The organism is Pseudomonas sp. LBUM1674 (genome assembly GCF_059695635.1).
Genome location: NZ_CP166779.1, coordinates 3,222,188 through 3,247,594, shown reverse-complemented (window position 1 = coordinate 3,247,594; position 25,407 = coordinate 3,222,188). Strand labels below are relative to the sequence as shown.

Sequence of the window (25,407 nt, the reverse complement as noted above, 5' to 3'; positions counted from 1 at the left end):
GGTGATCCAGATGGCTGATCACAGTGCACGCTCGACCGGGTTCGATGGGAGTTGCTTGCTGAGTGTCTGGACATGCTCAGGGATCGGGTGCAAATCCAGACGGCGGCCCGCTTTCAAAATCTGGCTTGGGGTTTCGTGACCTATCAAACCCGGCAGTTGTGCCGAGGCTTCCAGCACCCCATCCAGATCAAGCCCGGTGTCATATCCCATCAGCTGAAGCATGTGCACCAGGTCTTCTGTGCATACGTTGCCGCTTGCGCCGGGGGCATACGGGCAACCACCAAGCCCACCCAAGGAAGCGTCGAAACGATCAACACCTGCTTCCAGCGCACCCAGTGCGTTGGCCAGCGCCATGCCCCGGGTGTTGTGAAAGTGCAAGGTCAATTGCAGCTCTGGGAACCGGTCGATAACGGCTTTCGAAAGCTCACGAACTTGCGATGGATAGGCCATGCCTGTGGTGTCACACAAGGTGATGCCGCGTACCCCAAGATTGGCGAAGCGATCCACCCAGCTCAGCACCTCGCCTGCGTCGACCTCGCCTTGCATGGGGCAACCGAACACTGTGGAAAGCGAAACGTTGGTCGCAACCGGGCCCAGCCCGATGACCGAGATGACTTCCTGCAACTGAGTAAAGGATTGCTCACGGGTCATGCGCAAATTGGAACGGTTGTGCGGCTCGCTGACCGACATCACCAGGTTCGCTTCGTCAATCCCGCAGCCCAGTGCTCGCTCGGCACCCCGCACATTGGGAACAAGCACCGTGTACTCGACACCGGGTTTGCGGGTAATCCCGTGCATCACGGCTTCTGCGTCACACAACGAAGGGATCGCCTTGGGCGAAGTGAATGACGTCACTTCGATCTTCGCGTAACCGCATTTGCTCAAGTGGTTGATCAACGCAATCTTGTGTTCGGTTTCGATGAAAACCGATTCGTTTTGAAAGCCGTCGCGGGTCGCGACTTCTTGCATGAAAAGTCGTTTCATGGTGTTAGACCTTAAGTTCAGATGATGCCGCGACTGCGCCACTCGGCTCGGGTTTGAGCATTGATACCGTGAGCCTCAAGCACCGAGTCGGTGTGTTGGCCAAGCGTCGGAGCCGTCGAACGTACCTGGCCAGGAGTGGTTTGCAGCTTGGGCACGATGCCAGGCAACGTCACCGGGGTGCCGTCATCCAGGGTGCTCTGCAGCAACATGTCGCGGGCGAGGTAATGGGGATCATTGGCAATGTCCGCTGCGTCATAAATTTTCCCGGCAGGAATACGAGCTTCATTGAGTGCCAGCAGAACCTCGTGCAGGGATCGTTCAGCCGTCCATGCCGATATAGCCGCGTCGATCCTCGCGACGTGTCTGACGCGCCCATCGTTCTGCTCGAGCTCCGGATCGGCAGCCAGATCCGGGCGTTCTATTTTCTCCATCAGGCGGCGGTAGATGCTGTCACCGTTACCGGCGATGAGCGCATATTTTCCATCGTTGCAGCGATAGGCATTGGTTGGAGCAATGCCCGGCAAGCTGCTGCCTGCGGGTTGGCGGATGCTCTGAAAAACGGAATATTCCGGCATCAGGCTCTCCATCATGTTGAACACCGACTCATACAACGCGACATCCACCTGTTGACCACTGCCGTGGTTCTGTTCGCGATGACGTAGCGCCAGCAACACGCCGATGACGCCATGCAGCGCCGACAACGAATCGCCGATGGAAACTCCAACCCTGACGGGGGTTCTGCCTGGCTCACCGGAAAGGTGACGCAAGCCGCCCATGGCCTCACCAATCACGCCGAATCCAGGACGGTCGCGATAAGGGCCTGTCTGTCCGTAACCGGAAACCCTTAGCATGATCAGCTTAGGATTAAGCTCGTGTAGCACCTCCCAACCCAATCCCCACTTTTCAAGCGTGCCTGGGCGGAAGTTCTCGATCAGGACATCAGCGTCTTTCACCAGGCGTCTCACCATCTCCTGCGCTTCTGCCTGACGCAGATCCAGCGTCACGGATTGCTTATTACGCGACTGTGCCGCCCACCACACGGAGGTGCCGTTATGGATCAGACGCCACTTTCGCAATGGGTCGCCTGTAATGGGCGGTTCGATTTTGATAACTTCCGCGCCGAATTCGGCCAGAATTTTTGCGGCAAAAGGGCCGGCGATGAGTTGACCCATTTCGACCACTCTGATGCCATCTAAGGGAAGGCTCATGACGTTTTCCGTTCTTGTTGGAGGCTGTGGCTGAATAATCCGCGCAAAAATGCGGGATGAAAATTTCAGTTTTCACCACTACCCTTTCCAATTCGGAAACCCTTAAGGTTGAACATGATCAATCTCCTGCACATCGACCTGCTCTCGCTACGGCTGCTGATGTTCGCCGCTGACACTGGGAACCTGACTAAGGCAGCTCAGAAAGCCAACATCACGCTCTCCTCCGCCAGTAAGCGATTGACTGAACTCGAACGCACCATGCAATGCGCTCTTTTCGTACGCCTTCCGCGTGGCCTGGAACTGACTGCCGCAGGCCAGGGAATGGCCGAACACGCCCGCTCAATTCTGGAAGGCGTACACCGTATGGCCTGCGACGCCAGTGACTATGCGGTGGGCGTCAGAGGTCACGTTCGATTGTTTGCCAACACTTCTGCAGTGATCCAGTTCTTACCTGGCGATCTGGCAAGCTTTCTTGCTTCGAATCCAAACGTACGGATCGGACTCGAAGAAGGGCTTAGCGACGCAATAATCCAGGCGGTCGCAGAAGGTCGAGCGGACATTGGTATTTTTGCGGACAACGCGCCAGCTGATGCACTGCACAAACTTCCCTATCGCACAGATCAGCTGGTGGTGCTTGCACCCACAAACCATCCCTTGGCGGCACAGGAAGCACTGACGTTGGTCGATACCCTTGAGTACGACTATGTCGCGCTTAATCAAGGCAGCTCATTGCTCAGGCGCATTTCTGATGCAGCTATGAGTGCTGGAAAAGTACTTAAAGTTCGAATTCAAGTGAGTAGCTTTGATGGTATTTGTCGGATGATCGAAGCAGGTCTGGGTATTGGCATTCTTCCATTCGCGTCTGTCAGATCAGAACTGCTCGGAGCGAGACTTCGAGCAATTCCATTAACTGATGATTGGGCCACAAGAACCCTTTTCGTGGGCATTAACAAAGAGATCAAGCTCCCCCCAGAGGCTGCGAATCTCTTCGAGTACCTCAGTCGGGTTGGCACTGATCCCTCTTGTCATGGGTGAAATTAACGATCAGTCGTTCGTAGTTGTCCATCGGGGTGCAGGGGCAAAGCTTCCATACGCCAAACCTATCATTCCTTATCCGCGTTTCGCCCTTTCAATGCTTTGCCACGAAACTGGGCAATGACTTCTTCGATGAGTGGATTCGGTCGATCAGCATTCCAGGCCACCGCCGTCGTCACTACATTGAGCTTCTGGCTCAGCGCTCGAAACACCACGTTGTCGGGCGCCAGTTTTTTCAACGACGCCGGCACCAATGCGATGCCCTGGCCATAGCTGACAAAGGCGATTTGCGAGGCGACAGAACGCACTTCGTGAAGCACACGAGGGGAAAAGCCGCTAGCCCGGCAAGTCGCGATCAAGTTATCGAAATAAACCGGACTGACCTTTCGCGAAAACATCACCAAAGGTTCGTTGGCCAAGCTGGACAGGCTGATACGCGTGCGCGCCGCCAAGGGATGATCAATGGGCAGAGCTAACACCAAGCGATCTTCCAGCAGTGGCAGTGATTTGATCGAAGGCCCCAGATCCCCGTCCAGCCGGGCGAAGGCCAGGTCGATGTCACCGGCCTCCAGCGCCGGAACGGCCTCCACGCTATCGATTTCCCGCACGGACACCGTCAGGTGCGGGTAGTCCTCTTTCAGTCGCTCAATCAGCCTGGGCAAAACGTCAAACATGGCCGTGGAAATCGCACCAATGGTCAACATTCCCGATTGCCCCGCCAACGCCTCCTCCACGGCGAGTTCCAGCCGCTCCAGTTGGTCGGCGAACTTGCGCACCGCCGGCAGAATTGCGGCACCGATAGGAGTCAGTTTCGCGCCACGTCGCGAGCGATCAAACAGCTTGACCTTAAGTGCCTGCTCCAGCACTTGGATCTGCTCGCTCAGTGGTGGCTGAGACATGCCCAAACGCTTGGCGGCGCGGCCGAAATTCTGTTCTTCGGCGACGGCCAGGAACAACCAGAGGTGACGAATCAGGCGGAAATTGATCATGATCATTCCATAGGATTAACGTATCTAATACTTCTGTAATTAGTAATATACCTATCAAATTGTCTAACTGACACTGGACGCCTCCGTCACTAAAGGGGCTTCCCATGACCCATAAGAGTTTGCTGGATCGCTTGGCGGCGCTCGATACCAACACGGTTTCCGATGCGCTTGATTTCCTCGGCCTGCCGGGTGCCACCGTTGGGCTACGCCCTCTGTGGAACTGTCCGAAGATCGTTGGCCGCGCCAGTACGGTGCTGCTGGCCCCAAGATCCGACAACGTTCCCACGGTGCATCTGATCACCCCCGTGGTTGAACAGATCGACACTAACGAACGTGTGCTGGTGATCGCGGGGGGTATCGAAGGCATCTCCTGCTGGGGCGACATCCTTGCCAATGCGGCGGCAAGCAAGCGCGTACGCGGCACGGTCATCGACGGTTTCAGTCGTGACATCGACGGCAGCGAATCGATTGGCTACCCGGTTTTTGGCCGTGGGGTCACCATGATCAGCGCGCGCAACCGAGTGGTTCAGGTCGACGCCGCCGTGACGATCAACGTGGCTGGCATCGACGTCAGTGAAGACGACTACGTCATCGCTGATCACTGCGGCACAGTGTTCGTGCCCCAGGCTTACATCGAGAAGGTCGTGGATCTTGGCGAGCGTATTGCCCGCCGCCAGGACGGCATGGTGGAAGCTGTTCGCAGCGGACGCTCGGTGGCCGAAGTGATGCATGACACCCAGTTCGAAGCTATTTACGTGGAGCGCTCCTGATGAACATCGATGATCAAGCACTGATTGCCCTGTTCGAGGGGCTCGACACGCCTGGGGTCTCCGATGCCATGGACAAGCTTGGCCTGCCCGGTCAATGCCTCGGCATAGCACCGCTCGACAACTACAGCAAGGTCACCGTCGGCCCGGCGTTCACCGTGCAGTACGTCGCGGCTAGCGTGCCTCCAGGCACCGTGGGCGATTTCATAGAAGACGTCGCCGTCGGCGACGTGGTGGTGATCGACAACGGTGGCCGCACCGACTGCACGGTCTGGGGCGACATCATGACCCAGTACGCCGGTAGCCGAAAAATAGCCGCCACGGTTATCGACGGTGTATGCCGTGACGTAAGCAAAGCGCTGGGCGACGGCTATCCGATTTTCAGCAAGGGCCGTTACATGCGCACCGGCAAAGACCGCGTACAGGTTCAGTCGGTCAACCAGCCGGTGTCGATTGGCACGGCGCGGGTATGCGCCCGGGACATCGTGGTCGCCGACGCCAATGGTGTAGTGATCGTGCCACGCGCCCAGGCCGCTGAAGTGGCCGCGTGCGCCCGTCAAATCGAAACGGTCGAAGCCGACATTCGCACGCTGATTGCTCAAGGAAAAACCCTCAAGGAAGCCCGCGACGCGCTGGGCTACCACGGCCTGCAGAGGAAAATCTGATGACCACGCTCCCCCTCCCCCTGAATGTCCACGAACGGGCAAAAGTGTTGGGTAGCTCAACACTGTATGAAGCTTCGCATCTCCCCTGTGCAGTGGACAGTGCAATTCGCCCTGTCTGGGACGGTGCTTTTATCGCCGCGCCGGCTTACCCGCTGGAGTGTTCGCCAGGTGACAATCTGTCTTTGCACCTGGCCATGGAGCGTGTGCCTCGTGGCAGCGTGCTGGTCGTCGGTACCGGCAATTTTATCGCCGGCTACTGGGGCGAAGTGCTCACCGTGGCGGCTGAAGCGGCTGGCGTGGTCGGTTTGATCATTGATGGTGGCGTTCGTGATATCGCGGCCTTGAAAAAGCGCCAGTTTCCCGTATTCGCCCGTGGTATTTCAGTCAAAGGCACTGTCAAGGCCAGCGCGCCCTCTGTGGGACAAGCTTTCAATTTCACCGGTGCCTTAGTGGCTCCGGGTGATCTGGTGGTGGCCGACGATGATGGCGTGATCATCATCCCGATTGCGGATGTGGCCCGTACCTTCGCTGAAGGCGAAGCTCGAGCGAGCAAGGAAGCGCAGATGATGCAGTCATTGACCGAAGGCCGATCGACTCTTGAACTGATGAACCTTACAGAGTGGAGAACCCGCGCATGACCGCCGATATCCAACGGCTCAACCAGCGTCTGGCGGATGCACAACCTTCCGCAACGTACCGAATCATCGATCGGGTGGCAGAGCGCCGGGCGCAAGGAGCAAAGATCATCTCACTGTGCGCTGGCGAGCCTGACTTTGATACACCCAAACATGTGCGTGAAGCGGCCATTCAAGCTATTGAAAACGGCCATACCCGCTACACCCAGGTCGCCGGTGTGCGCTCCCTGCGAGAAGCGGTGGCCGCCAAATTCCGGCGCGAGAACGGCCTGGACGTTACCTGGCAAGACACCCTCGTCTGTAACGGTGGCAAGCAGGTGATCTATAACGCCTTGGCCGCGACCCTCAACGAAGGTGACCAGGTCATCGTGCCAGCACCGTACTGGGTCAGTTACCCGGAAATGGTTCAATTGTGTGGCGGTGAAGCGCGGATCGTGACGTGCGATGCCGAAACCGGCTTCAAATTGACGCCCGCCGCGCTGGCCAAGACGATCACCCCGCAGACCCGCTGGCTGATCCTCAATTCGCCGTCCAACCCGACGGGCGCAGTGTATAGCCGGGATGAGTTGCAAGCCCTGGCCGATGTGTTGTTGGCCTACCCCCAGGTGCTGATTCTGGCCGATGACATCTATGAACACCTGATCTTCGACGATCAAGTGTTCCTGACCCTGGCTCAAGTCGAACCACGACTGGCACCGCGAACCCTGACCATGAACGGTGTTTCCAAGGCCTATGCCATGACCGGCTGGCGCATCGGATTTGCCACAGGGCCGCGCTGGCTGTTGGAGGCGATGGAAAAACTGCAAGGCCAGCAAACCTCTGGCGCCAGCTCGATCTCGCAGCAGGCCGCACTCGCCGCGTTGGAAGGCCCCAAGGCTTTCATCCGTAAAAGCCGTGCTGTTTTCCAGAAACGTCGCGATTTGATGGTGGCGCTATTGAACGATACGCCAGGCCTTGAATGCATCAGTCCAGCGGGGGCGTTCTACGCGTTTGCCTCCTGTGCGGGATTGATCGGTCGTACGTCCGCGGGCGGTCGAATGCTGCACACTGACGAAGATGTCGCTCACGCGTTGCTCGACGAAGTGAATGTGGCCGTGGTGCATGGCAGCGCCTTCGGCCTCGGCCCCTACTTTCGCATTGCCTACGCCCTGGATGACGCTTCATTGCGCCAGGCTTGCGAGGCCATCCGGGCGTTCTGCACTTCCCTACGCTAACCCGTTGATGAATGAACGAAACCCGGCGGCAGCCAGGTCTCGTTTTTTTCACTGAAGGAGTCAGACTTCAAGGGGGCTCAATCACGCCCGTCCCCACTCAATAAGTGAGAAGCGAGGGATCAGATCAGTCTGGCCAGCAGAGCGACAACGACAAAGGTCGTAAGGGCGAACGCAGCGCCGATGCTGAAAGGCAACAGAAAAGCGCGGGCCGCCGTCGGTGCCGGTCTGCTCATTTCTTCGGCCAGAGCGGCTACATCACGGCGTAACCGTTCAATGCTGGCTTGATTCGTAGACTGTGTGGGCATGCTTGTTCTTCCTTTACCGGTCACGGGTCAATCCTGGTGCGTGAACCTTTGTCAGGCAATGTGGGCTGCGCAAGGGCAAAACTCAAGTGCCGTCGATGCGCGGCCCCGCTGTTGCGACCCCGCGTTCAGAACGTGGACAAAAGACCTACAGCCGCGACAACCGCAGTCACCACACCAGCCCCCACTGCGAACGGGTACCAGAAGGCTTCTTGCTTCAGCTTACCTTCTTCGGCCATGAACTTGCGGGTTTCGGCCGTGAATTTCCGAATTTCAGTTTGTAGTTTATCGAGTTCCAGATTGTCGCGGTCGTTTTGTAGCATAAGCCATCCTTGCAGGCTTTAGCAGGCACGCTCCTATCACTGTCTCCTTTTCACAAACACCCGGATAGCAGGTAACTCCCGTTGCGTTGTAGGAAAAGTCCGAGAGCTGCGCGCGAAGGTGCATTGAGCATCACGGATGCTTTGCGAGCAGTACCGGCACCCACTCCTATATTTCGATAGATTCAACTGGGTCTCCCTTCCTCAGACCCTCGGTCGCGACCTGCCTGATGCTGCAACACTGCCCTTAAATCGATTGGCTATTTGAGTTAGAAATATTCGTTTCTACAAGCCCTGGATAAGTAACTAGCCTTTGCAATCTCGGCCTGAGCCGTTTCCGCGACCCTTGATACGGTTCAAGGTCCTATCCGCTTGACTGGAGGGACCGATGGAGCCTGCTGAACACAAGTCCGGTAGCACGGGCCGCCCCCCCAATCGCGGCTTGACCCCCGAGATCGTCCCGCCCAAAGGCGGCGGTGCCCTCAGCGGGATGGGTGAAAAGTTTGCCGCTGACCCCGTCACAGGAACGGGGTCGATGTCGGTGCCCATTGCCACTTCTCCCGGGCGCTGCGGATTTGGCCCTCAGCTGTCAATCAACTACAACTCCGGTGCAGCAAACGGGCCTTTCGGCTTCGGGTGGAACCTGTCGCTTCCCGTCGTCTCGCGCAAAACGGAAAAGGGCTTGCCGCTTTACCGGGATGCCGAAGAGCCCGACATCTTCATGCTCTCGGGCGCCGAAGACCTGATGCCGGTCCTGCTCCGTGTCGATAACGACTGGGTCCGCGAAGTCCTGCCGCCGCGCACCGTGTATGGACATCAGTACAGCATCCACCGGTATCGGCCTCGCGTCGAAGGATTGTTCGCGCGCATCGAACGCTGGGTGAACACTGCCAACGAGGCGGACACGTTCTGGCGCTCGATCTCCAAAGACAACATCACGACCTGGTACGGCCGGACTGCGCAGAGTCGAATTGCGGACCCCCTCGACCCCGGCCGCATTTTCAGCTGGTTGATTTGCGAAAGCCACGACGACAAGGGCAACGCCGTGTTCTACGACTACAAGCCGGAAGACTCGGCAGGCGTCGACCTGTCCCAAGTCCAGGAGCGTAATCGCAGTGACCTGGCGCGATCGGCCCAGCGTTACGTCAAGCGCATCCGCTATGGCAATCGCGTGCCTTACTTGCCGGACCTGACCGCCACAGAACCGCCCCCGCCACCCGTCGATTGGTGCTTCGAGGTGGTATTCGACTATGGCGAGCACGACCTGCTGGCCCCGGTCCCCCAGGACACTTCACAGACATGGACCTGCCGGCTCGATCCATTCTCGAACTATCGTGCATGCTTCGAGATCCGCACCTATCGCCTGTGCCGGCGAGTGCTGATGTTTCATCATTTCGCCGGGGAATCGAACGTCGGCCTCGATTGCCTGGTGCGCGCCACCCACCTGGAACACGCATCCAACCCACCCGCCGACACCACGCAGCCTTTTTACGCTTTTTTGCGCTCCGTCACCCAGACAGGCTACGTTCGCGATGGCGCCGGATACCGCGCGAGTTCGCTGCCACCGCTCGAGTTCGACTATACCCAGGCTGAAATCGACGAGTCCGTGCGCGACCTCGACGCTGTGAGTGTGCGCAACCTGCCGAGTGGGCTCAGCGACGCCAGCTATCGCTGGGTGGATCTGGAGAGTGAAGGCGTCCCCGGCATCCTGACCGAACAGGGCGGCAGCTGGTATTACACGTCGAACCTGAGCCCGGCCAACCGGCAGGTCATCGCCGGCACTGAAGTCTCCCTGCCGCGGTTCGGGCCGACGCAGCGCGTAGCACGGCAACCCTCCCCGGCTTCCTTGAACAGCGACCGCGTGCATCTGATGAATCTGTCGGGTGCCGGCGATCTCGCTGTCGTGGCATTCGACGGCCCCTCCCCCGGCTATTTCGAGCGCACCGATGAGCAGGACTGGGACCGCTTCAGGAGGTTCCGGTCGATCCCTGTCCTCGACTGGAGCAACCCGAACCTCAGGTTCATCGATTTGACCGGCGACGGATTCCCCGATCTGCTCATCAGCGAGGACCACGCGTTCTGCTGGCATGCCTCCTTGTCGGTCGACGGCTTCGCGACAGCGCAGCACCGGCCCCAGTCACTGGATCAGGAAGCAGGACCGCAACTGGTTTTTGCTGATGGCAGCGAGTCGATCTTTCTGGCCGATATGTCCGGGGATGGCCTGACCGACCTCGTTCGCATTCGCAACGGCGAGGTCTGCTACTGGCCCAACCTTGGCTATGGCCGCTTTGGTGCCAAGGTCACCATGGCGCAGTCGCCCCACTTCGGTCACGCCGACCTCTTCGACGGCAACCGCCTGCGCCTCGCCGACATCGATGGATCCGGCACGACGGACATCCTCTATTTCGCGAGTAACGCGATCGATCTTTATTTCAATCAATCCGGCAACGCCTGGGGGACTCGACGCAGCCTTGCACATTTCCCGGCCGTCGAATCGGTATCGTCGGCCACGGTGCTGGACCTGCTCGGCAACGGCACGGCCTGCCTGCTCTGGTCTTCACCGTTGCCCACAAGCGCATCGCGCCCGATGCGCTACATCGACTTGATGGGCGGCCAGAAACCCCACCTGCTGGTGCGCTCGCGCAACAACCTGGGCGCAGAAACTGTCGTCAGGTACGCGCCCTCGACCCGGTTCTACGTGGCCGACAAACTGGCGGGCACACCCTGGTTGACCCGGCTGCCGTTTCCTGTGCACGTGATCGAACGCGTGGAAACGTATGACTACATCAGCCGCAATCGCTTCGTCACCCGCTACGCTTACCACCACGGCTATTTCGACGGTGTGGAGCGCGAGTTTCGCGGTTTCGGCCGCGTCGATCAGTGGGACACCGAGGAGATCAGTACCGTCTCCCAGGGCGGCGTCTTTCCAGGGGCGAACAACCAGGACCCTGCGTATTCGGTGCCGCCGGTGCACACCCGGACGTGGTTCCACACGGGCGCCTATTTCGGCGAATCGATCGTCTCCAGGCAGTTCGCACAGGAGTATTACGACGAAGGCGACGACAGCAGCTTCATCGCCGGGTTAAGCGACGCAGAACAGCAAAGCCTGCTGCTCGACGACACACTGTTGCCCGACGCCGTGATGCTTGCCGATGGCAGTCGCCTGCCATGGACCTTCTCACCCGATGAGAGGCGCGAGACCTGCCGCGCGTTACGCGGCTCGATTCTGCGCCAGGAAATCTACGCGCTCGACGGCTCTGACGCCGCTGACCGCCCTTACAGCGTCTCCGAGCGCAACTACAGGATCGAAGTCCTGCAACCACGGGGAGAAAACCCCTACGCGGTGTTCTTCGCGTTCACGTGCGAGGCCATAGACTTCCATTACGAACGCAAGCTGTACAAAGTCCTCGGCAACCAGCTGGTGGATCAGGCTGCACCGCCGCCCGGCGCGAAGGATGCCGCCGACCCGAGGGTGTCTCACGCGCTGACGCTCCAGATCGATCCCTTCGGCAACGTGCTGCAATCCGCGGCGGTCGCCTACGGACGCCGTTATCTGGATCCCTCGCTGACGCCGCAGGATCAACGCAAACAAACCGCGCCGCTCAGTACCTATGCACAGGCGTTCTACACCAACGCCGTCCTCGCCGAAGACGCGTACCGTGCGCCGTTGCCTGCGCAATCGAGTAGCTACGAACTTATCCAGCTCCCGCCATCCAGCGCGCCGCCCGGCATTACACCGCTGCTGGGGTTCACGCAATTGGCCAGTGCCATTCAAACCGCTGCAGACGGCGCACACGACATCGCCTTCGAAGACTTGAATCCTTCGGGTCTCCAGCAGGGGCAAACGTATCGGCGATTGATTGCGCGGGCGTGCACCTTCTATAGGCCCGACGATATGGGCGCTGCGGCCTCCGACGCGAACGCACTCCTCCCGCCTGGCACGCTGGAGGCGCTGGCACTGCCAGGCGTCCAGTATCAGCTCGTCTTCACCCCGGGACTGGTTTCACAGGTCTATCGGCGGGCGGGTTCTGCGCTGCTGCCCGTGCCTGCCGACGTGCTTGCCAGCATCGCCGCGGACGGGGGTGGCTATGTCGACTTGAATGGCGACGGCCATTGGTGGCAGCCCTCCAGCCGGGTTTTTTATTCGCTCAGCGCCACCACACCTGCCGCCGAAAAATCCGCGGCGCTCCAGCATTTCTATCTGCCGTGCCGCGCGGTGGATCCCTACGGCAATGGCGCGACGGCCACCTTCGACGTGCACGATCTCCTCCCGGTGCAAACCACCGATGCGGTCGGCAACTCGACGACGGCCCTCCACGACTACCGCGTACTCTTGCCGGTCCTCGTCACCGATCCCAACGGCAATCGAAGCGCTGCTACATTCGATGCGCTCGGCCTTGTGGCGGGGACCGCCATCATGGGCAAGGCCACCGAACACCTGGGTGATTCACTCACCGGCTTTTCCGCCGCCCTGACACCTGCCGACATAGACGGTTTTTATGCGGCCGATGATCCCCACACCCTGGCCGGTGCACTACTGGGCACGGCCACGATGCGCATCGTCTACGACCCGCTGCGCTTCTTCAATTCCCGTCTGGCCTCCCCCGACGATCCATCGCAGTGGCAGCCGGCCTTTGCCGCCACCCTCGTGCGCGAGACGCATGTCAGCGACCTTGCACAGGGGCACACGAGCAAAACGCACATTGCTTTTGGATATTCCGACGGCTTCGGCAGAACCGTGCAGAAGAAAGTCCAGGCTGAACCGGGGCCGGCCATGGCTGATGGCCCTGTGATCGATCCGCGTTGGGTCGGCAGCGGCTGGACCATTTTCAACAACAAGGGCAAGCCTGTGCGCCAATACGAGCCGTTCTTCAGCCAGTTGCCAGTGCAGGGGCACCAGTTCGAATTCGGCGTACAGGCGGGCGTCAGCGCGATTCTTATCTATGACCCGTTAGGCCGTGTAGTCGCCACGCACCATCCCAATCAGAGCTACGAAAAGATCGTCTTCGATGCGTGGCATCAGCAATCGTGGGACGCAAACGACACGGTGCTGGTGAACGAGCCTGCAGCCGATACGGACGTGGGCGGCTACCTCGGTTTGCTGCCCTCCGGTGATCTGTCACCGACCTGGTATGCGCAACGCATTACCGGAGATCTCGGCACGCAGGAGCACGATGCCGCTGCGAAAGCGGCCGCCCACGCCAACACACCCGGCATAACCCACCTGGATGCGCTGGGACGCCCTTTCCTGACTATCGCCGACAACGCCGCCGCCGGCCAATACGCGACGCGCGCCGAGATCGACATCCAGGGCATGCAGCGCTTCGTCACCGATGCGCTCGACCGCAAGGTCATGGTGTACGACTACCACATGCTGGGCGGCAGTATTCATAAGTCCGGCATGGAAGCCGGGCAGCGCTGGAGCCTGGACGATGTCACAGGGAAAACCATCCGCGCCTGGGATTCCAGAGGGCACAATCACCGCAACGAATACGATGCACTGCGCAGGCTGACCGGCTTGTTCGTGCTGGGCACCGATGCCGCGAATTCCGATCCCCGGACCCTGGTCGAGGTGCTGTACCACCAGGTCATTTACGGTGAAGGAATGCCAGACGATGTGCTGCTCAATCTTCGGACCCGTGCCTACTCGACCAGCGACACGGCCGGTGTCGTCACCCACCTGGCGCTCAACCCGGTTACCGGGCTGCCGCAAGCCTACGACTTCAAGGGCAATGCGCTGGGGGTCAAGCGGCAATTTGTTGCGGACCATCGGATATTGTCCGACTGGTCGGCAGCGCCAGTGCTTGGCGGCACCTTCATCGGTCATACCCAATACGATGCGCTCAACCGTCCGACCGCAGCCACCTCCCCTGATGGAAGCACCACGCGTACTACCTACAACGCTGCCAACATGCTCGAGACCGTCAGCATCAATCTGGCGGGCGCGGCGGCGCAAACGCCCTTTATCACGAGCATCGATTACGACGCCCAAGGCCGCCGCACGCTGATCGACTATGGCAACGGCGCCAGGACGAAGTACGACTACGATCCATTCACCTCCCGTTTGACGCGGGTGCTCACCCGACGCAACCCGGCCGGCTTTCCCGACGATTGTCCGTCGCCACAGGACACGGACTGGCCCGGATGCCAGATCCAGGACCTCGTCTACACGTACGATCCGGTGGGCAACGTCACCGCTGTTCGCGACAACGCGCAGCAGACCATTTTTTTCCGCAATCAGCGCGTGGAACCGAGCAATGACTATGCCTACGATGCCCTCTATCGCTTGACGCAAGCCAGCGGCCGCGAGCTCCTTGGACTGGGCGCCAATGACATGCCGCTGGCACCGGCAGCGAGTTCATACAGTGACGCGTCTCGCGTTCGTTTGCCGAGCCCCCATAACGGCAAAGCCATGGGGACGTACACCGAACACTACGACTATGACCCCGCAGGCAACTTTCTCAAGTTGATCCATAAGGGCAGCCAGCCCATCCATGCGGGATGGACGCGTACTTATAACTACAACGAAGCCAGTGCGCTGGAGCCGGGAAAGATCGGCAATCGCCTGTCCTCCACGGTTGTCACCGGTACCCAGGGCCTGACCGAGGCGTACGGGTACGACCTTCACGGCAACATGACGTCGATGCCGCAATTGCAGGCGATGCAGTGGAATTTCCATGACGAGCTCTATACGTCGCAGCGCCAAGCGGTGAATGCAGACGATGCCGATGGCGGGCTGCATCAGGGCGAGCGCACGTATTACGTGTACGACGGTACCGGTCAACGGGCCCGCAAGATTACCGAATCACCGGCTGGCATCAAACGCAAGGAGCGTTTCTATCTGGACGGGTTCGAAGTGTATCTCGAGTACGACAACGCGGGCGCCCTCACGCTGCAACGCGAAACGCTGCACGTGGCCGACGACCGGCTACGCATCGCGCAGGTAGAGACGCGGACCCAGGGCAACGATGGCTCTCCCGCGCGGTTAGTGCGTTATCAGTTCAGCAATCACCTGGGTTCGGCGGTGCTGGAACTGGACGATGCGGCGCAGGTGATTTCCTACGAAGAATTTTGTCCCTATGGGAACACTTCGTACCAGGCGGGACGCAGCGCGGTGGAAGTCAGCCGCAAGCGCTATCGCTTCACCCGGATGGAGCGCGATGAGGAAAGCGGGCTGAGCTATCACGGGGCCAGGTACTACGCGACCTGGCTGGGCCGATGGACGAGCTGCGACCCCACCGGATTGCAAGGCGGCCTCAACTTGTACGAGTACGTACTGTCTTGCCCCACCGGGCTGACTGATCCGGCCGGGACTGATGGCCGCCCCAGTGACGAGGACATCGCAAAGATCGAGGCTCGTGCAAAGGAAATCCGAGACATGCTGACCCCGGACCTGCCTCGCTACAACGCCCAGGGCCCGCCGATAACGCCGACGCAGAGGGGCAAGATCCAGGGTCGGATCGACATGCTGCACACACTCATACCCAAGCTGAACGACGCCGGCAACACCACCGACGCATCCATCATCGTCCACATGATCGGCGACATGCTTTTCGAGATGAAGTGGGGAGAAAAACAATGGAATGCCCTTTCGGACGCTAATAAACGTTACTGGGGAATGAAACTCGACCATCCGGAATGGGCGGTCAAACCCAACGCCTTGAACATGATGACCGGTGCGATCATGACCGAAAGCATGAGCACCGACGTGCAGATTTTCCAGGGTATTGCCATGGGCTTCCTCACGATGTCGGCCATGCCCGCCAAACCCAAGGCCCCCGTGACGGCCGGCGCGGATGATGTCAGGGGGCCGCACAATTACCTCCCGGTCAAAAACGGCCCACTTTATCTGGCGGACTCCGAAGGCGTCCTGGCGCACCTGACGAACGATCGCTGGTACTCGAGGTGGATACGCGGGGGTACTCAACTCATCTTGAGCAGAGGCCCTGTGACCCAAGGCGGCCTGTTGAGTGCGATACGCCGTTTCGGCCGGACGGGGCGAAGGCTGACGATTCTGTCGGGACCCCATGGCGATGAGACAGGGCGAATGTTAACGCAGACCGCCGCTGAGATTGATCCCGCCGTGGGTGGGCAGCGGCATTTCCTGAACGCGGACATCCATGTCATTGGCCGCAACGGGCATGCGCCGGGCGTGCGTGTGCTGAATGCCGAGCTCTTGTCGGACATGCAGCTCAAGACAGTCTTGACCTCTGGCGATGACGTTTACGCGGCGTGGTGCCACAGCGGTGTTTGTGCCCAACTCAGTCGAGCTTTTGATCGACTCTCGCAATAGTCAGTTTGATCCACGGAGGAATGCTCCATGCCCATCGAACTCACACCAGGCGCTACCGGCGACGGCCAGGGCAGCGTCCAGGGAAAATTCGTCGACGCGGACGGCGCGCCCATCGCCGGTGCGCGCATCTCTTTGTTGGCGCAGCGTGTACGCGATCGATCGGAACTCGCCTCGGCCATCACGGATGAGTCGGGCAAGTTCCTGTTGACCTATCGGCGCAACAAAGCCGTCAACCTGATCGTGCAAGCCCTCGACGCCCACGACAAGGTCATTGCGGAGTCCGGGGTGCTTTTCGCGGCCGATGCGCATGTCGACATCGACCTGACGACGGCAACCATCGGCCGTGTGCCTGCGCCGTCGGCCCACACGTTGCTGAACAACAGGGTCGCAAGTCAATTGCTGAAGACGCCCTTGGTGAAGCTGAAACAGAACAAGGACAACCGGGAACTGGATTTTGTCGCGAAAGCCAGCGGCGTGCCTTTTGCCGACGTGGCCCGCTTGTACATCGCGCGACGACTGGCAGCTGCGAACACGCTGGACGAACACACGCTGTATGGCCTTTTCAGCCAGGGCATTCCGGCGCCCCTCGACACGGCGCTGGGGCAGTTGCCTGATGCCGGCATCGACGACGCGTTCGTGGCGCAGGTTCTGACAGGGGTGCTGGCCCATTCGGACGTGTCGCTCGCGCAGGCGCTCGGCGCCGCACTCGCGGCCAATGTGCTGCCCGCCACTTATGCGGCGAAACAGCCGGATCAATTGGCGCAGCTGCGCGCGTTGCGCACGCAGCGTGTCGGCGCAACGCCTTACATCCGGGGAAAGACCCCGCTCAACGACGTGTTGAGTGCCGCCGGCGTCGATGCTGTGGTGAGCACTGCCTTCATCCAGGCGTACGCCGCATCGGGAAAGCGCCTGCGGACCACATGGAAGCTGCTGCGTGCCGACCCTGCGCTGACCAAGGAACAACTGGCGACGCTCAACACCGCACTGAACGCCAGCGAACTGCTCGGCGGTAACCTGGTACTCGTCAAAGACACCCTGCAGCGCCTGGCCCGAGGGACGCTGACCAGCGTGCAGAATCTCGCCCTGCTCGATGAAGCCGACTGGGTCGCAAGGATCGAGCAACTCGATCCGCAGGCCTCGACGATTCCCCAGGTGTTGCCCGATGACACGCCGGCACAGCGCATCGCCCGTTTCGCCAAGGCCTTGGCCGAACGGTTCCAGTCGCGCTACCTGACAACGACCTTTCTTGGCGGCCTGAGCAAAGCCACGGGCCCCTCCTTCCCCGCCAGGGAGGAATTGGTGTCGGTACTGACCGCGAATCCGAGACTCAATCTGCGGCGTACAAACATCGACCGGTACGTCGCCAGGAACAACGTCGAGCTGTCGGCCGAGGCCCTGGGTTCACTGAAGGCCCTGCAACGGCTGTCCTTTTTGTCGGCGCGCTACGCTACGGTAGAAGCGCTTAAAGGCGCGGGTTACCACTCGGCGCAAGCCGTCTATTTCAGCGGGCGCGCACCCTTTGTCGCGCAGATGGCGCCACTGCTCGGCAGTGAACCGCGAGCCGATGCGGCATGGTTGCGCGCGCAAGCGCGCTACGCCAGCGCGTTGTCCGCTTTCGGCCGCTACAACCTCGCGCTCAATGGCACCACGGTGGCGTTGATGGCCTCCCCCGTGCCTCCTGCGGATTCACTGGCCAACCTGCCGGACCTGCAGGCCCTGTTTGGCTCGCTCGATTACTGTGAATGCAGCGAATGCCGCTCGGTGCTCAGTCCTGCGGCCTACTTCGTGGACTTGCTGCAATTTCTCAAACAACGCGCAGTCCTCGATGCACTGCTCTCGCGTCGGCCCGATCTGCAATTCATCGCCCTGGGTTGCGACAACACGGACGTCACGTTGCCCTACATCGACCTCGTCAATGAATTGCTGGAATCGGCGATAGCACCGCCTGCTGCACCGGTCACGCTCTTCGCGACCGCGGGCGCCTCCGCGGAGCGGCGTGCGTTGCCCCAGCACGTGTCGCAGGCGGCGTACGATAAAACCGCGGTGGCGGTCTTCCCGCTGACGCTCCCCTTCGATCTTTCCTTTGCCCGGACTTCGGCGTTTTTGAAGGCGATGGGCACTCGACTCGACCAGGTGATGCGCCTGTGCGACAGCGGCAGTGCGGCGGCGCGTGCTGCCGCCCAACTGGGCCTCAATCCCGCCTTACAGGCGGTGATCAACGGGACCGACGCACACCCGCCCTGGGAGCGTTGGGGATTCGATGCCCAGGCCAACCCGACGAACGTGTATGACCCCAGGACGAGGCAGCCGCTGAGCCCGGCACCCACCGACTGGATCGCCGCCTTATCCAAGGTGCCCGTGCTGCTGGGGCGGGCAAATCTCGACTTCGCCCAGTTGTGCCAGTTGCTGGAGGTGGCCTGGGTGACGGGCGGCAACGTGACCCTCAAGCTGGGTTTCACCGTCCAGGACACCCTCAACATCGCGAGCTGCGACACGGCGCTCATGACCTTTGAGGGGCTCGATGCAGCCGTGCTTGACCGGGCCAATCGCTTCCTGCGGCTGTGGACGGTCACCGGGCTGCAGATGTGGGAGCTGGATTGGGCGCTTGAATCGGCGAACGGCAACATGGACGACGCGTTCCTCATTTTCATTGCCGATGCGCTGGCCTTGCGCGAGCGATTGAGGCTGCCGCTGCAGGAGCTGCTGAGTTTTTGGGGGCCGATGCCCACCCATGACGTGACCAGCCACCTCGGCGATGTGGATACCATCGTTCCCTCGACTTACGACCGCGTGTTCCGCAGTCCGACGTTGCTGGCTTCCTGGTCCGGGGTCTTTGTCGACGCCGGTGCCTTGCCGGGAGGACCGATCGATTCCCACGCCATCAAGGCGGCGCTGGGTTTGAGCGCCGACGATCTCGCCGCGATTGGCGCCGCAACGGGCGTCACCCTCGATGTGTCGCTCGACGGGCTCAACCTGTTGCTCCGGCACGCCCGGCTCGCTGCCACTTTATCCCTCACCGTCCCCGACCTGTTGCTGTGGATGACACTCTGCGATGCGTTGCCTTCCGGGTCCGCTCCCGCTTTCGGCGGCACGCCGGCCAACACGGCCGAGTTCCTGCGCAGACTGGCGCTCCTGCAAGCGACCGGCGTCAAGCTGGCCGACCTGGACTATCTGCTGCGCAACGGATCGGCCACCCGGAGCGAGATGACGTTTACAACGGCAGAGGCGACGGCCGTGTTGCAGGCGATTCGCGATGCGCTCGCCAAGCTGGCGCCGGCGGACCCCGCGGCTGTGCAAACCTTGTTTGTCAGCGCCTTGGCCGCTGCGACTGGTACCAGCGCGAATGTCCTGGCGCCCGCGCTCACCAGCACGGGCATACTGCCGCTGCCTGCCACCACGATCACGCAGTTGCTCGCGCAGGCGAATGGCGTGGACCCGACACAATTCCAGCCGCTGGTGGACGGGCTCACGCGCGTCGCGAAGGCAGCCGCACTGTTCAATGCACTAAGACCGACCGCGTCGACCTTTACATTCCTGATACAGAACGCGGCGTCGTTCAACTGGTTGAACCCGGCCGCGCTGCCGCTATCCCCGCCTGCCGGCACTGTCTATCTTCCCTTCGAACGCCTGCTGCAGGCGCTGCAACTCAACCGTCGCCAGACGGCGAGCGCACCCAGGTTGTTCGATGTGTTGGGCCGTTGGGTGCTCGCGTTGCCCGCTGACGTGGCCGGCGCCATTGGCAATGAGGCAGGCGCCCTGGCCGTCGCCCTGAATACCAGCACCACTGATCTGACCGTCCTGGCCAACGCACTGGCGGCGAAGACGCCCACGCTGGATGGAGGCACCCAGGCCGGCACGCTCGCCGACATGGGCATGCTCACGGCGATCGGCACGGCGCTCGACGTCATGGCGCGTTATCACATCGGGGCTGCTGCGCTGCTGCAACTCGCAGCCGCACCGCCGACGGTCGAGTCCGCCTCTGCCGCCATGGGCATCTTCCAGTCCCGCTACGCCCCTTCGGCATGGCTTGGCGCCGTGCAGCCGGTGGAAGACACACTGCGCGAAATGCGCCGCGATGCCTTGGTGGCTTATCTCCTCGGTCCGGGCCCGTCCGTGGCGCTGACGCCGCCGCTGCTCAGCAGCGACGATATTTTCAATGGCTTTCTCATCGACCCTGGCATGTGCGCGTGCGGCATCACCACGCGACTGCTGGAGGCTTCGCTGGCCGTGCAGCAATTCGTGCAGCAATGTTTCCTCGGCCTGACCCCTGGCGTCTCGGTGGATTCGACCGTCGATCCGGGTTGGAACCAATGGGCGTGGATGAGCCAGTTCAGGCTCTGGCAGGCCAACCGCCAGGTCTTCCTGTACCCCGAGAACTATCTGCTTCCCGAGTTGCGCACCGACCGGTCGCCGTTTTTTTCCGACCTCGAGAACGAACTCAAGCAAAGCAACTGCGACACCGACGCGACCACTGCGGCGTTAAAGAACTATGTGCGCAAACTGGTGGAAGTCAGGCACCTGACCATCGCCGCGCATTACCGCGAGACTCGCGCCGACGGATCCCGGGTCTTGCATGTGTTCGCGCGCACCCGTGGCGCGCCGCCGAAGTGGTACTACCGCAGCCGGGCCGAGGGCTCGCTGAGCAGCGGAGTCTGGAGCCCATGGCAGGCGCTGAACCTGGATATCGCCTCGGATCAGGTCGTGCCGCTGGTGTGGGACCAGCGACTGCATCTGGTCTGGCCGATCTTCAAGCAGATTTCCGAGAAGGCCGGCACCCAAAGCATACCGACCTCCAATAACGGCGCGCCAACGCCCAATTCCGCACCGGCCGCCAGGAAATTCTGGTCCATCGAATTCGCGATGAGCGAGTTGAGTGCAGGGCAATGGCAGGCCAAGCGAACCTACGCCGAAAAAAGTTATGTCCAGACCGATAACCCGGCGCTCGGCTTCACCTTCCGCGCCTTCGCGGACGCGCAGTCGACGCTGCAACTGGAGATCTACCTGAGTGTGCATTGGGTCAACTACGGCACCTGGTCCAGTGTCCTGGTATCCACCGGCCAATTGTCGATGCCGGATTCAGCGCTGGCCGTTTATTCGCAGAACTCCCTGCCCGCCGCCTCTGCCGTCGATCTGTCGCAGGAACCCAGTTACGCGCTCATTACGCAAAAGTACCAGTTTCCGAACACCTTGGTGATGGCCGCCAACTACAGGTTCCGGGGCCAGGATCTATGCAGCTACGGTCCCCATCCGGGCCCGGTCAACCCGCTGACGGTGCTGGCCCTGGCCGGCAGTCACAGCGCGCCGGCGGCATTGACCCTGCTGAACACCATTGACAGCCAGCGTGTGGTGGTGCCGATGCAGGACCGGGTGTTCGATTCCGCGGATCCGTTCTTCGCCGCCGATTCGTCGCGAACCTTCTTCGTATCCCCGCATTACTACACCGTATCGAGTTCGCCGCAGGAACTCGACGATCTCGCCTACATCCCGCAGTGGACGACGAGCTATGCGTTCACCCCGTTCTATCACCCTTACGCGCGAACATTCCTGCGCGAACTGGAGATTGGCGGCACTGACCGGTTGATGTCGCGCCAGCTGCAGACCGATCCGCAAACGGTACGCGGCCAGGGCAACTTCGACTTCGCGACAGCGTACCAACCGCAACCCCCGGTCATGACGCCCTATCCCCGGGAGGACGTCGATTTCAGCGTATCGGGTGCCTACTCCCTCTACAACTGGGAGCTTTTCTACCATGCGCCGATGTTCGTGGCCACGCAGCTGATGCGCAACCAGCAACACGAGCCTGCGATGCAATGGCTCAAATACGTCTTCGATCCGACCGACCCGAACCCCGCGCCGGTACCGGGACACTTCTGGCGCACCCGGCCGTTCTACGAAATGAATGCCGACAATTGGTTGGCACAGCAAATCCAGCACATCCTGGCGACACTGGCGGCCAATGCACAGCAAGGCACCTCGGACCCCGACACCGCCGCCGCGCTCCAGGACTGGCTGGCGCATCCTTTCGATCCGCACCGCATCGCCCGGTTGCGCATCGGCGCGTACGCCAAGGCGACTGTCATGAAGTTCCTCGACAACCTGATTGCGTGGGGTGACTCGCTGTACGCCCAGTACACCATGGAAAAGGTCGCACAGGCCGAGCAGCTCTATGTGCTCGCCAACCTGATCCTGGGCCCCCGGCCCGAGCAGGTGCGCCTGCGCGATGCCGATTTTGCCACCCGGCCGGACGCCACGACCTACGCCGCCATCCAGGGCGCACTGGACGAATTCTCCGATGTGCTGGTCGCCATCGAGAATGTGATCGCGGCGCCGACCCCGGCGCTGGACACCCTCGACGCCGTGAGCGAGGCGCCGGACCTGCCGCAGCTATCCACGCTGTTTTTCTGCATCCCCCCCAACGATCAGCTGCTGGCCTATTGGGACACGGTCGCCGACCGCCTGTACAAGATCCGCCATTGCCTGAACCTGCAGGGCGTTGCCCAGCCGTTGCCGCTGTACGCCCCGCCGATCAATCCTTTGCAACTGATGGGAGGACAGGCCGGCTACGGCACCGGAGCGATCGGTGCCGCAACGGCATTCACGCCGGTGTACCGATTCCCCGTCTATCTCGAACGCGCCCTGGAGTTGACCAACGATGTGCGCGCCTACGGCGCCAGCGTGCTGGCGGCACTGGAAAAAAAGGATGCCGAGGCGCTCGGCGTGGTGCGCGCCAATCAGGACTTCGACATCCAGACGCGGCTGCTCGACATCAAGACCCGCGCCGTTGCGGAGGCCGAGGGCCAGGTCACGGCCCTGCAGAATCAGAAAGCCACGGTCCAGATTCGCCACGACTTTTATGCCGGCATCGAATTCATGAACGCATGGGAAGTGGCGGCGAGTGCACTGCAGATCCAGGCAGCGATTATCAATGGCATGGCGGTGCCCCTGGACCTCACCGCGAGCGGCGCCCACCTGATTCCGGAAATGACCTTCGGCGCGACGGGTTGGGCAGGCAGTCCGACCTCGCTGGTCAAAGTCAGCGGCGACCAGCTGGCGGCATCGCTCGCGTCCTCGGCAAGCGCCCAGCGCGGCACTGCCGGTGTCATCAGCGAGGTCGCTGGCATGACAGCGACCCTGGGCGGCTACCAGCGACGCATGGACGAATGGACCTTGCAAAAGGATCTCGCCGCCGCGGAGCTGATTCAGCTCGAGACCCAGATCGCCATGGCCAACGATCGGCTGGCGATGGCCAACAGCGAAGTCGACCTGCAGACGCGACAGATCGCCAACGCCCGCGCCGTAGGCGATTTTCTCAATGAAAAATATACCAACGAGCAGTTGTACGGCTGGATGCTGACGCAACTCACGACTGTGCACACACAGGCCTACCAGCTTGCCTTCGCCCTCTCCCGGCAGGCCCAGGCCGCCTATCAGTACGAACTCGGCAGCCAGGACGCCTTCGTCCAGTTCGGTTACTGGGATACCCAACTCAAAGGGCTCACGGCCGGGGAAAGCCTTCTCTTTGATTTGCGCCGGATGCAGGCCCGGTACCTGGAAGCCAATACCCGCGAGATCGAGCTGGTCAAGCATGTCTCGCTGGCGCTGACGCAGCCCCTGGCCCTGGTGCAATTGCTGCAGACGGGCATTTGCGACGTCGCACTGGACGAATCGCTGTTCGATCGCGATCACCCCGGGCAGTATTTCCGTCGGCTGCGTTCGGTTGCACTCACAGTGCCGTGCGTCACCGGTCCCTACAGTGGCGTGAACGCCAACTTGACACTCGCCCAGGCCAAGGTTCGCGTGCAGCCGCCCACTGCGCCGTACACACCTGCACTGGCGCGGGATGTAGCCGCGGCCCCGGCGTTCGCGGCCAGCCTGCCAGCTGCCACCGCCAGCATCAGCACCAGTCATGGCCAGGACGATGCGGGCCTGTTCGAGGTGAACCTGCACGACGAGCGCTGGTTGCCCTTTGAAGGGCAAGGTGCAGTCAGTACATGGACCCTGGAGCTCGATCCTCGCGACAACGGTTTCGATATCTCCACCATCACCGACGTCGTCCTGCACTTACGTTATTCGGCGCGCTCGGCGGGTGGTAACCCTCAGGCGGTACGCCAGGCGCTGAAGCCGTTGGGCCCGCGGCAGTTTCTCCTGAGCGTGCGCAGCAGTTTCAGCGACGCCTACTACGCCTTTTTCAATCCCGCCGATCCCGAGGCCACGCAGCAGGTACTCACGTTGCCGCTGCTGGCCAATGTCTTCCCGTTCTCCAACCTGGGCGCGGCCTCCATCACCGATATTTCAATCAACATGATGCTGACCGAGGTGCCGCCAGACGGCACCCAGATCACCAACGCCACGTTCGGGCCAACCGGCGGCACCGCTGTTTCCATGTCGATCAGCCAGGTGCCGCCACCGTCTGGCGGCGACCCCGTCGCGGCGCTTGGCGTCGTCACGGGCCAGTCAGGACCGCCGGGGGCCTTCACGATGAGCGTGCCCGAGTCCGGCATTGCGCCGGCGATCGCCATCACGGTCAATGGGCATGCACGCCTGGACGCCTCGCAGTTCAACGACATCCTGCTGATCGTCAGCTACGGGATCGTCTGATGCTGAGCGACGCCGACATTCAGCGCATCGTTTCACGCATCGTCCAAGGGTGCCAGCCCATCGCGGCCGGCATCTTTGGTTCGTACGCGGTCGGGCTCGCCCGCGAGGACAGCGACCTGGACGTGTTCGTCATCCAGCGCACCACACTGGCAAAGTCAGCGCGACGCCGATCGATCTGTCGGCATCTGTTCGGTGTCATGCACCCGCTCGACGTCCATGTGTTCACGCCGGAGGAGTTCGAGGCCGATGCACGAGAGGCGTTGTCATTCGCCTGGATCATCGCGAAACAGGCCCGCTTGTACTATTGGAGCGCGGAGGCGGCGAAGCAGGTTCCGGCACTGCACGTGGCCGAAAAAAAAATGAGAAGCCATGACTGAAGGCATGGCTTTGCGAGAAG

General features: G+C 61.2%; 13 protein-coding genes. 8 read left to right on the top strand and 5 right to left on the bottom strand.

Going from position 1 to position 25,407, the window contains the following annotated elements:
* Positions 1–18 precede the first annotated feature (18 nt).
* The gene (locus ACA067_RS14980) at positions 19–984 is read right to left on the bottom strand and encodes a hydroxymethylglutaryl-CoA lyase (protein WP_497462479.1); all 966 of its coding nucleotides are present in this window, start codon (positions 982–984) and stop codon (positions 19–21) included.
* A gap of 17 nt (positions 985–1,001) precedes the next feature.
* Positions 1,002–2,192 carry a CaiB/BaiF CoA transferase family protein gene (locus ACA067_RS14975; RefSeq protein WP_497462478.1) on the bottom strand — a complete coding sequence of 397 codons (1,191 nt, stop codon included), beginning with the start codon at positions 2,190–2,192 and terminating at the stop codon, positions 1,002–1,004.
* A 114-nt stretch (positions 2,193–2,306) separates the two neighbouring features.
* Here ACA067_RS14975 and ACA067_RS14970 point away from each other — a divergent pair, with 114 nt between their 5' ends.
* Positions 2,307–3,227 (top strand): LysR family transcriptional regulator, encoded by a 921-nt coding sequence (locus ACA067_RS14970; RefSeq protein WP_497462477.1) that lies wholly within the window; start codon positions 2,307–2,309, stop codon positions 3,225–3,227.
* Between the two features lie 68 nt (positions 3,228–3,295).
* Here the strand turns inward: ACA067_RS14970 and ACA067_RS14965 are convergent, their stop codons facing one another.
* Complete coding sequence (locus ACA067_RS14965) at positions 3,296–4,216, bottom strand: LysR family transcriptional regulator (protein WP_497462476.1); 921 nt, start codon at positions 4,214–4,216, stop codon at positions 3,296–3,298.
* A gap of 104 nt (positions 4,217–4,320) precedes the next feature.
* Between ACA067_RS14965 and ACA067_RS14960 the strand changes: the two genes are divergently transcribed.
* Genes ACA067_RS14960 through ACA067_RS14945 form a run of 4 tightly spaced genes read left to right on the top strand, consistent with a single transcriptional unit; the run spans position 4,321 to position 7,497 of the window.
* The gene (locus ACA067_RS14960; RefSeq protein WP_497462475.1) at positions 4,321–4,986 is read left to right on the top strand and encodes an RraA family protein; all 666 of its coding nucleotides are present in this window, start codon (positions 4,321–4,323) and stop codon (positions 4,984–4,986) included.
* A complete protein-coding gene (locus tag ACA067_RS14955; RefSeq protein WP_497462474.1) occupies positions 4,986–5,648 on the top strand; it encodes an RraA family protein in 663 nt (220 codons plus the stop codon). Before ACA067_RS14960 ends, ACA067_RS14955 begins: the two co-directional genes overlap by 1 nt.
* Positions 5,648–6,286 (top strand): RraA family protein, encoded by a 639-nt coding sequence (locus tag ACA067_RS14950; protein ID WP_497462473.1) that lies wholly within the window; start codon positions 5,648–5,650, stop codon positions 6,284–6,286. Before ACA067_RS14955 ends, ACA067_RS14950 begins: the two co-directional genes overlap by 1 nt.
* Positions 6,283–7,497, top strand: coding sequence for a pyridoxal phosphate-dependent aminotransferase (locus ACA067_RS14945; RefSeq protein ID WP_497462472.1), 1,215 nt, complete (start codon positions 6,283–6,285; stop codon positions 7,495–7,497). Before ACA067_RS14950 ends, ACA067_RS14945 begins: the two co-directional genes overlap by 4 nt.
* Before the next feature lie 119 nt (positions 7,498–7,616).
* Here ACA067_RS14945 and ACA067_RS14940 read toward each other — a convergent pair whose 3' ends face one another.
* Together ACA067_RS14940 and ACA067_RS14935 are read right to left on the bottom strand one after the other, a co-directional pair.
* Positions 7,617–7,802, bottom strand: coding sequence for a hypothetical protein (locus tag ACA067_RS14940; RefSeq protein WP_497462471.1), 186 nt, complete (start codon positions 7,800–7,802; stop codon positions 7,617–7,619).
* 125 nt (positions 7,803–7,927) lie between these two features.
* Positions 7,928–8,122, bottom strand: a complete 195-nt coding sequence (locus ACA067_RS14935; RefSeq protein ID WP_497462470.1) for a hypothetical protein — start codon at positions 8,120–8,122, stop codon at positions 7,928–7,930.
* 385 nt (positions 8,123–8,507) lie between these two features.
* Between ACA067_RS14935 and ACA067_RS14930 the strand changes: the two genes are divergently transcribed.
* Genes ACA067_RS14930 through ACA067_RS14920 form a run of 3 tightly spaced genes read left to right on the top strand, consistent with a single transcriptional unit; the run spans position 8,508 to position 25,387 of the window.
* Positions 8,508–16,412 carry a SpvB/TcaC N-terminal domain-containing protein gene (locus tag ACA067_RS14930; RefSeq protein WP_497462469.1) on the top strand — a complete coding sequence of 2,635 codons (7,905 nt, stop codon included), beginning with the start codon at positions 8,508–8,510 and terminating at the stop codon, positions 16,410–16,412.
* Between the two features lie 27 nt (positions 16,413–16,439).
* On the top strand, positions 16,440–25,010 hold the full coding sequence (locus ACA067_RS14925; RefSeq protein WP_497462468.1) for a Tc toxin subunit A-related protein: 8,571 nt from the start codon (positions 16,440–16,442) through the stop codon (positions 25,008–25,010).
* Positions 25,010–25,387, top strand: a complete 378-nt coding sequence (locus tag ACA067_RS14920) for a nucleotidyltransferase domain-containing protein (protein WP_497462467.1) — start codon at positions 25,010–25,012, stop codon at positions 25,385–25,387. The genes ACA067_RS14925 and ACA067_RS14920 overlap by 1 nt, the downstream gene beginning before the upstream one ends.
* Positions 25,388–25,407: the final 20 nt, after the last annotated feature.